This is a genomic window from Alteromonas sp. DYW1 (assembly GCF_059752595.1).
The window spans coordinates 2929859-2944129 of record NZ_CM186038.1; the positions used below are offsets into that span (position 1 = coordinate 2929859).

A 14271-nucleotide genomic window follows, 5' to 3' on the forward strand; every position below is an offset into this window, starting at 1 on the left:
TCGAGGATGGTCCGTTTTACGCTGACCTGCGTATCTCTAGCATTGGTTTTCTCAGCTTTAAACGACTGTGTATAAAAGAAAATTATTTTATTTTGGCCTCACCACCGTGTTTATTCTCATGGTGGCGATCACCTGTACGGCTATTTCCGCCCACTTAACTAGAGAGAACATTAAACAAAGCACCATTGCGCAATCATTACTGACTGAGCACCAACAATTATCCAGTATTTCTTACCGACTATTTAAACAACTCACCGATGGTGTCATTTTTGGCCAACAAGCCAATCAGGCTAACGTGCGCAAAAAACGCTCGTTAATCGAACAATCACTGAACACTATTCGCCGCCTAGAAATACGCCAACGCGAAGCATTAGGGATCGAAGTCACGCAAGGCAGTGTTGAAGATACCGATGAACTGGAACAAATCATCGATGAAATAATTCGTCAATTTGAAACCCTCGATCTCGCTCAGAATGGAGTCCCCTTAGGCCAGCAGGAACAACTTCGCAGCTTACTTGAAGTCACTATCGACAATCAGTTTAGAGAGTCGATTAATGCGGCTGTTACCCGTCAAAGTCGGGTAGTAGCGGCAATAAACTCACGCATTGATACGCTCAACACCGCCATGGTGTGGTTTATTCTTGGACTCGGCGCACTGGCAGTTCCGCTTATCGTATATGGTTGCTATTGGCTATTTCATCAGCTTTACCAGCCGTTAGTGATATTTCGTGAAGCCACCAACCGTATTGCCGCAGGCCATTATGATCAAGCCATCTCGGTTAAAATGGATGATGAATTTGAAGCGCTTGCAATCGCTATTAATCAAATGAGTGAACGACTACATGAACATCAATCTAACGCCCAGCGCTCACAGAAAGAACTTGAGTTTGAAGTTGAACAACGCACGAAGGAACTCACTCTAGCGAATCAAAAGTTAACTAAGATTGATTCACGGCGGCGTCAGTTTATTGCCGATGTGTCACACGAGCTTCGAACGCCATTAACCATCATTCGCGGTGAAGCACAAGTCACTTTGCGTCTAAAGTCTGCATCACAAGATGATTATAAAGAGACACTAGAGGCAATCCTGGAGCAGTCCATCAGTTTGAGCCGGTTAGTGGATGATTTATTGCTGCTTACACGTGCTGAAATGAATCAGCTACACCTGGATATTCAAGCGTCACCCATTGTCGATTTACTCCAAATGGAAAGCGAAAAATGGCAGCGTGTACACGCAGACAGAGAAATCCAATTTATCAATCACTCAGAGCAGCCTGAGATCCCCGTAGCGATTGACAAACCTCGTATTCAGCAGGTTGTTGCTATCTTATTAGATAATGCCATAAAGTACTCAGCCAACGGGTCAGCGATTACGATTTCTCTCGCAGAAAATGAGGATCACGTAGAAGTGAATGTCACTGACTGCGGTACTGGGATTTCCGCCACAGAAATAGAAAACATTTTTGAACGATTTGTGCGTTTCTCGAAACATGAAGGCGGTCTTGGACTCGGTTTACCCATTGCCAAAGCGATAGTGGAAGCACACGGGGGAGTGATCAAGGTCATATCTGAAAAAGGCCAAGGCAGCGCGTTTACATTCACACTGAAGAAGGTCAAATAATGCTTATATTAGTCGCGGATGACGAGATCCCCTTAGCACGTTTCATAGCAAAAGGGCTTGTCGCTGAGGGTTTTGAATGTGCGACCGTGAACGATTTCAACCACGTTGTCGGCGCCATAAAAACACGGAAACCCAGTATCGTCGTGCTTGACCGACTGTTTGGCGATGAAGACAGTTTACAACTCCTCAATAAGATCAAGGCATTACCGTCTGCTCCAATGATTTTAATGCTAACCGCTCTCGATGAAGTCGCGCAAAGAGTTAAAGGCTTGCAACAGGGGGCAGATGATTATCTATGCAAGCCTTTCGATTTTGACGAACTACTTGCTCGGATTGAAGCGCTGAAACGAAGATTGGAGCCCGCGTCACCATCGAAACAGAACAGCTTAGTCATCGGTGGCTTGGAAATCCGGCTGGATGAGCGTATCGCTTGGTTACATGGGGAAGAACTTTACCTGACCAAACTTGAGTTTGATCTGCTGCTGTACTTAGCGCAAAACGCGGGCAAAGTGATGTCGCGTGAACGGATATTGAGTCGTGTGTGGCAAGCTTACTCTGATCCACAAACCAATATTATTGACGTTTATATTAGTAAACTTAGAAAAAAGTTGGATAGTGAAACGGCACTCACTATCCAAACACTTCGTGGAAATGGATACCGGCTCGCACATGAGCCGGTAGAGACTTAGTTGATTGGTGACAACAAAGCAGGATTAACGACGAGGTTACGCACACCATGGGCGTGATCTTCGTTAAACACATTTCCTTCGCACCATTTTTCCACTGAGTTAATGTCTAATACAGCGGTCTCGGGACGCATGCTCCAGCTTACTTGCAAAGGAGATCCTTGTTCATTGAATGATGGTCCAGTAGTTGAACCTAAATATTCAACCGGCTTGCCTGTATTCGCTGGGATATTGGGTGCCTGCGCATAACCGTTCACCATCGCGACTTCTGCCAACTCATTAAAATCAAGCGCATTCTCATCATTCGCTAAAACGAATACTTGCCCTTCGACCCGTAAACCTGGGTTCATAGTACTATCAGCTAAGCAAGCCCCCAACGTTGGACCTGGTGCAACCTGTGCCGCACTGAAGACCCAATGCACCTCGATGGTGTCGCCACTTTGTAACGGATCACCTTTGGCGCCACAAACGTTGCCTGAAACCGGCTTCATTTGTGCATCAGACAATTGACCATCGTAAACGTAACCAGTGTTTTTACCTTTACCATCGCCATTACCGGCATAAGTCGTAAAATCACCGCCTTTATGCTCGGCGTTTTTATGAAAGTGGATGTTACACAGATTCATTTGGCTCCGGTTTGGCGCAAAACCAAATACTCGCTGATTTGTACCATACGCTTGGTCAATATCTCGTGGCGACTGCGGACCAAAGCCTTTACCTGCTGTATTTTGTGCCAAAGCTGCTCGTTGTGCTTCGACTACACTGTCATCCACATTTTTTGCCGTCGCCGTGCATGCCATCGCACCTGACATTGCGATTGCAATTACGCCCAATTTATATTTAGTTGTTACGTTTTTCATTTTGTGTTCCTCGCAATTATAAGAGCGGAAATTACCCTGCTTATCTAAACTGTATATTAACCTTTTTAGATCAGTTTTTTCCTTGCAATTACAAATTAAAAAGCAAGATTTTTCTTACCTTTTTAGAAGCGATAACCGATGCTTAAGCTATACACCCATGGATCGATTTGAATAGAGCCTACGCTTCCAGGCGTTCCATTAAGATCAAACGTTGCCTCCGTATCGATATCAATCCAACGGATAGCACCGTTAACAAACCAGCGCTCATTGATCATGTAGTCTGCGCCCAGTTGAGCAGCTAGACCAAAAGAGTTATCCAACGACAAGTTTGCAAGCCCCGCGTTAGTATTTGCACCCGAAAACTCTTCATCAAAGAAAATAGTGTAGTTAAAGCCTACCCCGACGTAAGGTTTAAAGGTTGTTTGGTTATCACCTAAGTAGTAATTCACCGTCACGGTTGGTGGTAAGTGAGTGACCTCGCCTAATAAATTTCCCGTTCCCAAGGGGTCATTTACCCCAAAATTCACATCGTGTTTAAACGGGGTCGCCGCCAACACTTCAACATTCATGTTGTCAGCAAAGAAGTACGCAATGGTTAATCCAAGTTGCGTGTTGCTATCAACACTCAAGTTAAAACCTAGATCCGTGTCATCCAAAAATACATTGGATGAGGCATCATCAGGGCTCACCGTAGCAAAGCCGCCGCGGACCACAATATCCCCATATTTAAAGGCAGACGCCGACATTGGCACCATGACAGATGCAGCAATTAGTAATGACAAGTAAGACTTTTTCATATAGCACCTTTAACAGACTAATTATTGAGTGCAGAGCTTATTGAGTTAGCCTGAAAAAGACCTTACGTAAACATTAAAATTAGATTAAAAACTAGTGCTGAATTCGTGCGAAACACCTTGCTGCAGCTGCGTACTTTAAGTAGAAGAGTTCTGTGACTTCGACAGGTTACCGTGAAATGGGATTTGGGATTTGAGATTTGAGATTTGAGATTTGAGATTTGAGATTTGAGATTTGAGATTTGAGATTTGCAAAGTAACAGTTATTTTGCCAAAAGAAACACAATGGTCAGAAAATTAACCCGTTCTGCACTGGGCTCATAAAACCTGTACTTTGCGCCTAGTTAAATCAACCCAAAAGTTAATTAGTGATGCTCGTTACCCGTTGAAAGGTTTGTTGAATGATCATAGCGTCAACACTGGCGCGATGACGTGAGCCACCATACTCAACAGTGACATCCGATTTGATCATGTCCCATTTAAGTAAGTGTACTTCTTTTAATAATGATTCTAATGGGCTAACGCGGAAGGTCATTTGACAATTAGCCGCTGCATAGAGTTTGATCAACCAAGGCTGATCCACCACCCAACCATCGCTATAAAGCGTGCTCGCACCAACAAAGGCATTGAGTGCCAAACAGACATCAATCCCGTCATTGCCATGACGCAGCAATTTGTCACGCGTAATACCATGTAAACTGGCAGCTTGCTCATCCCAGTGACACCAGTCTTCAAAGGGCTTTATTAAACGACAAAAGCGCGCACCATCATCTCGCACCACACCTAACTCAATCGGGTAGCTATCTGCGCCGAAACCACTGGCTTCTATATCAATGATGGAAGGCAAAGGATTATTACCTCACTTAGCTAAACAGTTTTCTAATGCTTCTGCGACTCTAACGGCGTTAAAAGGCTTAACAATGTAGCCTTGAACTCCTTTAGCGATCGCCGCTTTCACCGTTTCGATAGAACTATCACCAGTGACCATCACGATCTTAGCTTGCGAATAATCACTGTGTATTTCATCAATTAAATCTAGCCCACTAATGTCGGGCAGTTCGATATCCAAAAAGACCAAGTTAATGGAGACTCGAGCCAAAATCTTGAGCGCTTCAGCTGTTGTCGATGCCTGAAAAATCTCAATCTCTTCTTCTCGCTCTTTTTCTCGCGCGGTACTGAGGATCAAGCTCCGCAGCAACTCTCTAGTGGTAGCGATATCGTCTACGATCAATATGTTATGTGCGCTCATTCACTAGCTCCTTGATGATTGTGTTTAGACTCTCAAGCGCCATGCGGGTATCACGATTTAACTGATAGGCCTTAGCGGACGCTGCAGTCAAATCGGTAAATTTGAAATTACCACAAAGACCTTTTAACTGATGAAGTTCAGAGGCTAACTGCTGTTCTATTTCGGAGTCACACGCCTTTTGGATAGTTTCACTGTATTGCCCCAACGATGCAAGAAACAGAGATTCTAATTCTTGCCGCTTATCATCACTTAACTGCAAACCAGCTTTATTATTAGAGTCATTAGAGCTTAGAAAACGTGAAATCACGCGCGCAAACTCCAGTTTTTTTATCGGTTTCTGGATCGCTTCATTAAAGCCCTGCAGTTTTAAACCGTCAAAATCTTGCTTCAACACATGAGCGGTAATAGCAACAATTGGTTTACTATATCCAAGTTGGCGCAACATCTGTGTCGCTTGGATGCCATCCAACACGGGCATCTGAATGTCCATTAGAATAAGATCAAAGTCATCCGACAATGCCATACTCACACCTTCTTCACCATTATGTGCAATCGCTATTTGCACATCCAGTGATACGAGCATGTGCTTTATCAATAACTGATTAATGGCATTGTCTTCAACGACCAAAATCTTCCCTGTGACTCCTTTTAATAATGAAGGTATCGATTCTTCAGCGGCAAACTCTGTTTGAACAAACACCGCAGACACCGGAAAACGAAATTCAATTGCGTAATTGGCGCGGGGAATGCTTTTCACTGCTACAGAGCCCCCCAGCATAGCGGCATAGCCGCGCGCAATATCCATTCCGAGGGCTAACGCTTGATTATTTTGCTCTAGATGTGGCTCGTCCGCAGCGGTAGTAGCGTGCGAACCTAGCGTCGCGCAACGCGCACCACGCTCATTGACCATTAGCAAAACACTAATAGCTGACGAAGCCTGTGCATATGCCACTTCTATTGCAAGGTCACTGTCTTTCGTTTGTTGCAGCAGATTGAGCAGCAGTTTAGTCACCACGCGTTTGACAAAACGCTCATCCGCAACAATGTCTTTTGGCAAATCAGACGCGTAATGCAAATGAACTTCGCTACCACGAGTAACGGCTTCTGACTCAACATTAAACAATACGTGAGATAGAGCATTTTCCAAATTAAACCTTTCAGCAACCAACTGACTATCCCTATCATCCGCGGCTTCATCTAAAAGTTCTTCAAAAATATCCACTAAATGCAAACTATTCTGCAGGATCATCTTGGCTGCTATTTGAGCATTTTCACTGGTAGAACTCTCAGCCTTGAGACTCTCTGCGAATCCTACGACGGCGTTTAGTGGTGTCTTAAGTTCGTGACTGATATTGGCGATAAATTCAGTTTTCACTCGATAGGCGGCGAGTGCCTCATTTTTTAGCCGCAACGCTTCAGCAGTGCGCTCTTCGACTTTTTTTTCAAGCGAAAGATGCAGCGCTTCTAACGCACTGTTCTTCTCATATAATTCGCGCGATTTTTGTTCCAGCAATTGCTCGGCATGCCTGCGCGCCGTCCGTTCCCGCTCAAACTTGGCGGCTGATACTTGTCGCTGCTCGGTCATTTATGTTGTGGCTGTTGGTTGTTCTGAAATCATAAAACAAACGCGTGTTTTATCCTCGGCGGGCTCTGGTTGCATATCAATTCGAAGAGTTTGTCCGTAATGCTTTGCCGTTGCCTCCAATAGTCCCAACGCTAACATGGAGAAATCACGTGCTGATTCATAGGTTAGCTTTAGCTGCTGTTCTGATTGTTGCTCATAGGAGAATTTAGGTAACTCCGCGTCTGGATAAAGCTTGTGAACTTCTTTATGGATATGATTATCAATGGTCTTGAAAAATTCGATAGCGCTGTTGCATTGATAGAAAAACGCAGGAAATTTTGCCAGAAACGCCTGCGCTAAATGGTGACCAAAGGCTTTCACCAAATCTGGCACAGGAGTATCTACCTTGTTACTTAACGCAGCAACTAATACTAAGATTTCATTGTGATCATACGTTCCCACAGTTGTGTAGGCCCCTCCAGAGGGCAGTTGCTCTGCACATTCGTCGATCAGCGTATCTAACATTTCCTCGCCAAATTCAGACTCTACCATTTGGGTAAACTCGTCAAACACGATCCCCTTCATACCACCACCACTAGATTAACAACGTTAATTACACGAAACGCATTTCTTTGTTCGCTCAACTTTATCATCAAGTGAAGCGGATTTTGCTGAACTGCGCCAGTACTTTTTATTTGTGTATACTTACACAACAAATTTAGCTTGCTTCCAATTTCTGTGCCATTGATTACAAAAGGAGGTTACGTGCCAATACATCCTAAAGATGATCCCGCGATTAAACGTTTGTTAAATCGAATGCCGGAAAATATCGCAGCAAGCTTTTCCACAGAGCAACTAATTGGTCTGCAAGAAGCCGTTGGAACAAGGGGCGGAAAAGTACATGGCATTGACTTTCGAACCACGTTTCGCTTGCCTTTCTTGCCGTTTAGTTACTATTTGGTATTTTTAGTCGGGCGCAATAAACGCGCGCTCTCCGAAAAGGAAAAAGGCATTGCCATTTTAGTGTTTCTGCTCTGTTTGGCTCTGGTTTCAACCTCTCTGGTCATCCTTTTACTATTGCTTTTGTATCTGCTTAAATCTGCGCTAGGTATTAATCTTTTTGACGAGTATTCATTAGGAATTTGGGATTGGTTTAGTGACGATTAAGCGCAAAATTTGCTTATCTTTATGTGTTCAACAGACGTTATTTGCAAACTGTATTGCAGATTGAAAATATTCTTTTTCAAAACGCAAACTTCACCCTCACACAATCAACCAATCACAAAGATAACCTTTTAAAAACATAAAGATACAGTGCAAAAGCATTGTTGGCACACGAATCGCTTTTAGTTTCCTATTCACAGCTTTTGGAGCTTACAAATGGGAAATATAACTCCGTTTAATAGTGCTTATATGCAGTCTAGCCAACGCTATCTCGATATTATCTTAGCGGCTCTGTGGCTCTTCGCGTTGCTCCCCATCATGATTGTTAACGCACTACTAGCAATTGTCACTCATAAACCGGTATTTACGTTGACAGAGCGTGAGGACGCGCTTGGCAGAACTGTGGTTTTGCACGGATTCAGTGTAGGTTACGCTAAATCGAGTGCCGTTTGTTTTGATGTGTTAGTTGGCCAAGTATCGTTTTGTGGGATCCCATTGCAGAACGATTCATCGGTCACCGAATGGTTGCGCAGCCAGCGATGCCATGCGCTTAAACCAGGCTTGGTCAGTCTTGTGGATGTGCACAAACAAACAGGCGTGAGCTTCACCTCTGCAGTGTCACTCGTTGAACAGCAATTAAGTATGGGCGTTACAGCGCGATTAGGTTTGATATTTAAATACGTGTTCTGTCGTACGTTTTTCACTAAGCCCCTCACAACAGCTGATAGTTCAATTGAGTTATTTGGTTTGCGCATCTTCAATCAATCGATGCAAACTGCCGTTGACTTAATTATGGCTCCACGTCAAACAGTGGAAAAAGCAAATACTTATTGCTTTGTTAATGCGCACTCGATTAATCAAATGGCGCGCTCACCAGCATTATCCAAAGCATTAAAAAGTACGAATGCACTGTTTGCTGACGGCAGTGGTATGCGTCTAGCGGCGCAAAAGGCCAAAAAATGCTTGCACGACAACATTAACGGTACCGATATGCTACCGCTGTTATGTGCTCAAGCAGAGCGACTGCAAAAACGTATCTTCTTGGTCGGTGCAAAGCCGGGTGTCGCCGCCAAAGCTGCAGAAAATTTAGTATCGAAGTTCCCGAAACTACAGATCGCCGGCATACAGCACGGCTACTTTGATAATGCAGAAACACAAAACATTATTGACCAAATAAACAGCAGTAACGCCGATATTGTCCTCGTCGCCTTTGGATCGCCAATGCAAGAGGCTTGGATTGCCAAATACGCCCAATTCTTAACGTGTGATGCCCTAATTGCCGTCGGTGGACTATTCGATTTTTACTCAGGAAAAATTGCCCGAGCGCCTATAGCCATGCGTCAAATGGGCCTTGAATGGATCTGGCGATTAATGCAAGAGCCAAAGACAAAGTTTACTCGCTACGTACTGGGTACGCCCGAATTTTTAATGCGTATTTTCTTCACTCAACAAGTTTTTAAAGGAGTCTGATCATGACCTCTATGACTTTACCTACAAACAACGCAAAATATAAAGCCGTTAAGCAACGCGTGGATTTCGCTCATAAAGGGATCCCGGTAGCTCTACAAAAAACCGCTGCAGCGCTAGCTTTGCTAGTTCTTTCCCCCATAATCATCGTTGCAGCACTGTGCATCAAATTAGAGAGTCGTGGACCCATCTTCTTCTCGCAAGTACGTATAGGAGAATTTGGACGGCATTTTCGTTGCTATAAGTTACGTTCAATGTATTTGAAAACCGACCCGAAATTCAAAGAACCCGATCCCACACAAAGTGATCGCGACGGGATTTGCAAGAAATACATTAACGATCCACGGATCACGCGTGTAGGACGTTTTATTCGCAAATACTCTATCGATGAATTACCACAATTGTGGAATGTCGTCACCGGCGACATGGCGATGATTGGACCTCGTCCACCGTTAGATATTGAGTATTGTGCCTACAATCGTGACATCATGCCGCGTATGTTTTGCAAGCCAGGTATTACTGGATTATGGCAAGTGAATGGTCGTGCCGATACCAATTTTGATGAACAAATATGGTTAGACAAGCATTACGTCAACGCACAATCCATAATCATGGATATTGGCATTTTGCTGTCTACTATTCCTGCGGTGTTAAAAGCCAAGGGCGCTTATTAAGCGAATCCACGCCTACCTTACGCTATAAGGTGGGCGTTTTAATATAATCTTGTCTTTTTGCATTTTTCAAACTGCAAAAAAAACGCCCTCGCATTCTGCAAAAAAACTTAGAAAAAATAAAATAAAACAAATAATTTCAACGACTTAAAAGTTGGCCTGGTTACTGCGTAATAGATATCAAATAGCTTAGTGGGATCAACTATCATGAGTCACATCATATTACGCCAAACACTGACTGCGATGCTTGCAGGGCTACTCATTGGCTGCACACAAACGCATGGTTTACATGAGGTTGAGAGTGCATCGGGTAGTTTCTTTGGTGGCACACACAATCAAGGTACAGCGGTGCCGCATGAGCAACCTGCACAAGCTATTTTTGCTGCTGAAATAGATTGTCTTGAGCGTCAGCATTTCGCTGCACCACTGCATTATCGTGTTGATAAAACCTTAAAAACCGTAGATTCTCATTTAGCGTCACCGCAGCACATCGCTGATCATAAGTTCGGGCTACCATTAAGCCCTGGCGACTTGGTAGAAGTTGTGATTGAAAATGGTGATGGTTTCAACGGTCGCTACGTGCTCGATCCGAATGGTTATATTAATTTACCTATATTACGCCCAATCTATGCCGCAGGTAAGCCTGCGGTTAGTGTTGCTCAAGAGATTGAGCTAGCGCTAATTAAAAATGAAATTTTTCAACCCGCGACAGCCATTGTATCGGTGCAAATTATGAACCTCGCTGGTATTGAAGTCAGTGTGGCCGGTGCGGTATTTCAACCGGGCCGGGTGCTGATCAACAGCAAAAACCCGAATAATTTACTCGATGAGCAAATTGCGGCATACGGCGACTTTTCCGATAAACGCCTGCTCTCTGAAGCGATTCGGGCTGCATCGGGCGCACGCCCCGATGCAAAAGTTGACCAAATCATTTTGATCCGAAATGGTTGGCAAGTTGAGGTAGACCTTACCGGAATTCTGACTGGAAACCCGGTAAGAGATATTCCCTTAATTGCCGGAGACCACGTTATTGTGCCAAGTACAGGGTGCTTTCAACGCCATTTGGTTCGTCCCAGTCAAATTACCCCAAAAGGCTTCCGAGTTTATATGTCCAACTTAATTGATTCCGCCGGCGGCAATGCCGCAGCATCGGTGGGACGCTACTCAACTAACCTAACGTATGGCTCGCGCTTACTACAAGCGGCAATCTCGGCTAACTGTGTTGGCGGCAAAGCCTGGACCAACGCGCCACGTAGCGTTATGTTAGCGAGCACGCACCCAATTACAGGTGAAATTCAAGTGGTTGAACGCTCGGTTGAGCAGTTGGTGCGGTTCGCAACTCGTGACGATATGAATCCTTACTTAATGCCGGATGATGCCGTTGCCTGCTATGACTCAAATGTGACCAATCTGCGCGATATTGCTGGCACCTTGTACGACATTCTGAAACCCATTGCGTTGTTTTAAGGAGGCATTATGCGTTATCCACTCGTTGTGCCCACGCGATGGGACCAGTTCAGAAGCGCGGTTTACCGCATCTTGAAATGGCCCTACTTTGTGACGGGTTTGGTGAGCTATCTGTTCATCGGTGCCTTGGTAACGTTGTACCTTATGAAGTCACCGACCTTTAAAAGTGAAATGGATTTGGTACTACCTGGTACAGGTTCGAGTAGCAACGTCAGCCTTGATGAGGTGGGTCAGGTTGTTTCACAGACAACAACGCCCTTCGGCGCTGGCGGATTTAACCCGCGTGTTAACTACAAAGAGATGTTAACCAGCCGAGGCGTGTTAGAACGAGCGGCAAACAAACTCACCCTGGCTCCGCATCAATTTGGCATGCCTAAAGTAAAACTCACGGAGCAAACGTCGATCATATCGATCACCGTGCAAGGCGGCAGTCCCGACCAGGCCAGCAATAAAGCATGGGCGTTGTACGAGTCGCTGCAAGAAGAACTCGATGTGCTGCGGGCCGACGAAGTATCACGGCGTGACGCTAGTATTAAAAACGTACTGCAAGGCTATCGCGAGCAAACCAATACAGCCCGCGCTAATATCGTTGAGTTTCAACAACGGGCTTTGTTGGTCTCGAGTGATCAAATGGAGCAAGCCATAGCCACTTTGTCACAGATAAAAAGTAAAAAAATCGACGCTGTCGCCAGTGCTTCAGAAATTGATGATTATATTCAACAACTCAGCTTCACCTTGCAGGTAACGCCCAAAATGGCGGGTAAGGCATTGGCGATGAAATCGGATCCCGAATTCAGTGGCTTTTATCAAGAGCTTGCGTTGAGTAGCAGTACATTATCTGATTTCAGCTCCAAATGGGGCAATAAGCACCCCAAGGTTATTGCTGCACAAAAGCGTGTTGAACTTGCCCGAACTTCACTGGTTGAGCGCGGCATGCTGTTAACGGGTGTGGATGCATTGAATGAGTTTATGGCATTAAATTTGGAAAATAATCCCAAACGGGCTGAGCTCTTCGCTGATTTGATTAACGCTAATGCTAAAAAACAAGGCATGGACGCGTTAATTGAAGATTTAAGTATTGCGATTTCAGTTCTTGAGGAAGAACTCAAACTTTACTCTAGAGAAGTCGCGGAACTTGATCGCTTAGAGCGAGAATTTGATATGGCTGAAGCAATATACACATCAGCAGCCGCACGCCTTGAGGCAGGTAAATCAGATGTTTTTGCTTCATATCCCGTAGTACAGCTGTTAACCACTCCCTCAACACCAGTCAAGCAAATCAGTCCTAACCCTGTCATTGCAATTGCGGCAGGTCTAGCGGGCGTCTTTTTTATCACCTTTGGATTAATTGTCACATGGCAACGCAGCAATATAGTCAATCTACTCTTGAAGAGAAGCTAATTTGGCTAGGCCTGGCCGGCACCTATCCAATCTACCTTTTTGGTAGCTTGTATTTGGTGGGCTCATTACTGGGCTGGTTGGTATTTGGTGTAATGATGTTACGTTGGTTCGTGCATGGCAAACCGCGCAAAACGATTACGCCACTGATGGTATGGATGTGGATTGTGGCAATGGCAGTCATGTTAATTGTGCTATGGATAGGCCATGCAAACTGGTCATTAGGGACGGGTAAAACCATCAAATCCACCATCGGATGGGCCAAAGGCTGGGCACTCATCGCCCTATTTATTTTTCTTGGCGCCTGCATGCCCCTTAACCCTAAATTGATCGCGCGTGGGGTGTGTATTGTTGGCATGCATACGCTGATTTTTGCAGGTCTGACACTACTCACTTATATACTTCGTATCCCTGGCGAGCTCTATGTTTCACCACTCAAAGCCATCGGGGGCCCGGGCTTGAGTGTATTCACAGTATCGCTCTATGGCTTAAACCCTGAAACCGGCGCTGGTCGCTGGCAGTTTTTTGGTCCATGGGCACCCGCAGCCGGGTTCTTGGGTTGTCTTTTTTTCGTGATCAGCCAACTAGAAGAAGATAAAAAATGGCGCTGGTTTGGTATCGCAGGTGCGGCCATGATGTGTCTTTTGTCTCAATCTCGAGCAGGTCTGGTTATCTTTGTGATGCTATGGCCACTGTTAATATTCGGTCGTAAACTGCAAGAGCCGTGGATATTGCTAACTCTCGGGATTGGAGTCCCTGCCTTATTGATCCTCGGACAACCCGTATTTGAGTGGGTAATGGATTCTTATCAACAAGTTAAGGAGGCCCGTCCCGACTCAACGCGAGTGCGCACTGCTCTGGCTAATATTGCTATGCAACGCTGGGAAAGTGAAGCTTATTGGTTTGGCCATGGCGTCGTAGAATCGGGGGGGAAAATAGTTGAAGAAATGGCCATTGGTTCACACCACAGCTGGTATGGGCTACTTTTTATCAAGGGACTTGTAGGATTGTATGCTCTTGCAGTGCCACTGGGAGTTACAATCATCTATTTGTTTTGGCACTCCCAGTCCAGTCGCCTTGCCCACATAGCGCTGTGTTTAACGATTGTTATGGTGTGCTACAGCTTCTTCGAAAACTTGGAGATTCTGGCGTACATTTTTTGGCCGGCTTTAATCCTCATCGGTATGGCGTTAAATCCAATAAAAACCCAACGCTGGTAAATCATCCATGCTCTTGCAATTTGCATATTGGTACATCGCAAATTGCAAAAGCCAACGTCTAAATATTCATATTTCATTACATTTCAATAGCTTACAAGTTGGCCTGATAC

Annotated in this window: 14 protein-coding genes; 8 read left to right on the forward strand and 6 right to left on the reverse strand. The window is 44.9% G+C overall.

Annotated elements, in window-relative coordinates; translation table 11 throughout:
- Window positions 1-67: 67 nt before the first annotated feature.
- Both AC121Z_RS13155 and AC121Z_RS13160 read left to right on the forward strand, forming a co-directional pair.
- On the forward strand, window positions 68-1621 hold the full coding sequence (locus AC121Z_RS13155) for a sensor histidine kinase (RefSeq protein ID WP_498124474.1): 1554 nt from the start codon (window positions 68-70) through the stop codon (window positions 1619-1621).
- Window positions 1621-2310 carry a response regulator transcription factor gene (locus tag AC121Z_RS13160; RefSeq protein ID WP_498124475.1) on the forward strand — a complete coding sequence of 230 codons (690 nt, stop codon included), beginning with the start codon at window positions 1621-1623 and terminating at the stop codon, window positions 2308-2310. Before AC121Z_RS13155 ends, AC121Z_RS13160 begins: the two co-directional genes overlap by 1 nt.
- Here the strand turns inward: AC121Z_RS13160 and AC121Z_RS13165 are convergent.
- The 6 genes from AC121Z_RS13165 to AC121Z_RS13190 all read right to left on the reverse strand — a co-directional run bounded on the left by AC121Z_RS13165 (window position 2307) and on the right by AC121Z_RS13190 (window position 7359).
- Window positions 2307-3167, reverse strand: coding sequence for a delta-class carbonic anhydrase (locus tag AC121Z_RS13165; RefSeq protein ID WP_498124476.1), 861 nt, complete (start codon window positions 3165-3167; stop codon window positions 2307-2309). The genes AC121Z_RS13160 and AC121Z_RS13165 overlap by 4 nt on opposite strands.
- A gap of 122 nt (window positions 3168-3289) precedes the next feature.
- A complete protein-coding gene (locus AC121Z_RS13170; RefSeq protein ID WP_498124477.1) occupies window positions 3290-3964 on the reverse strand; it encodes an OmpW family outer membrane protein in 675 nt (224 codons plus the stop codon).
- A 358-nt stretch (window positions 3965-4322) separates the two neighbouring features.
- Window positions 4323-4808: a hypothetical protein gene (locus AC121Z_RS13175; RefSeq protein WP_498124478.1), complete on the reverse strand. Its 486-nt coding sequence runs from the start codon at window positions 4806-4808 to the stop codon at window positions 4323-4325.
- Window positions 4809-4820: 12 nt separating this feature from the next.
- Entirely contained in the window at window positions 4821-5210 is a 390-nt protein-coding gene (locus AC121Z_RS13180) for a response regulator (RefSeq protein ID WP_498124479.1), read from the reverse strand.
- Entirely contained in the window at window positions 5197-6795 is a 1599-nt protein-coding gene (locus tag AC121Z_RS13185; RefSeq protein ID WP_498124480.1) for a response regulator, read from the reverse strand. Before AC121Z_RS13185 ends, AC121Z_RS13180 begins: the two co-directional genes overlap by 14 nt.
- Window positions 6796-7359, reverse strand: a complete 564-nt coding sequence (locus AC121Z_RS13190) for a heme NO-binding domain-containing protein (RefSeq protein ID WP_498124481.1) — start codon at window positions 7357-7359, stop codon at window positions 6796-6798.
- A gap of 180 nt (window positions 7360-7539) precedes the next feature.
- Between AC121Z_RS13190 and AC121Z_RS13195 the strand changes: the two genes are divergently transcribed.
- The 6 genes from AC121Z_RS13195 to AC121Z_RS13220 all read left to right on the forward strand — a co-directional run bounded on the left by AC121Z_RS13195 (window position 7540) and on the right by AC121Z_RS13220 (window position 14161).
- Complete coding sequence (locus tag AC121Z_RS13195; protein WP_498124482.1) at window positions 7540-7941, forward strand: 3-phosphoshikimate 1-carboxyvinyltransferase; 402 nt, start codon at window positions 7540-7542, stop codon at window positions 7939-7941.
- A gap of 213 nt (window positions 7942-8154) precedes the next feature.
- Window positions 8155-9408, forward strand: coding sequence for a WecB/TagA/CpsF family glycosyltransferase (locus AC121Z_RS13200; protein WP_498124483.1), 1254 nt, complete (start codon window positions 8155-8157; stop codon window positions 9406-9408).
- A 2-nt stretch (window positions 9409-9410) separates the two neighbouring features.
- Complete coding sequence (locus AC121Z_RS13205; RefSeq protein WP_498124484.1) at window positions 9411-10079, forward strand: sugar transferase; 669 nt, start codon at window positions 9411-9413, stop codon at window positions 10077-10079.
- Between the two features lie 204 nt (window positions 10080-10283).
- Window positions 10284-11543, forward strand: coding sequence for a polysaccharide biosynthesis/export family protein (locus AC121Z_RS13210; protein WP_498124485.1), 1260 nt, complete (start codon window positions 10284-10286; stop codon window positions 11541-11543).
- A 9-nt stretch (window positions 11544-11552) separates the two neighbouring features.
- Complete coding sequence (locus AC121Z_RS13215; protein WP_498124486.1) at window positions 11553-12944, forward strand: GumC family protein; 1392 nt, start codon at window positions 11553-11555, stop codon at window positions 12942-12944.
- A complete protein-coding gene (locus AC121Z_RS13220) occupies window positions 12899-14161 on the forward strand; it encodes an O-antigen ligase family protein (RefSeq protein ID WP_498124487.1) in 1263 nt (420 codons plus the stop codon). The genes AC121Z_RS13215 and AC121Z_RS13220 overlap by 46 nt, the downstream gene beginning before the upstream one ends.
- The last annotated feature ends 110 nt before the right edge of the window (window positions 14162-14271 follow it).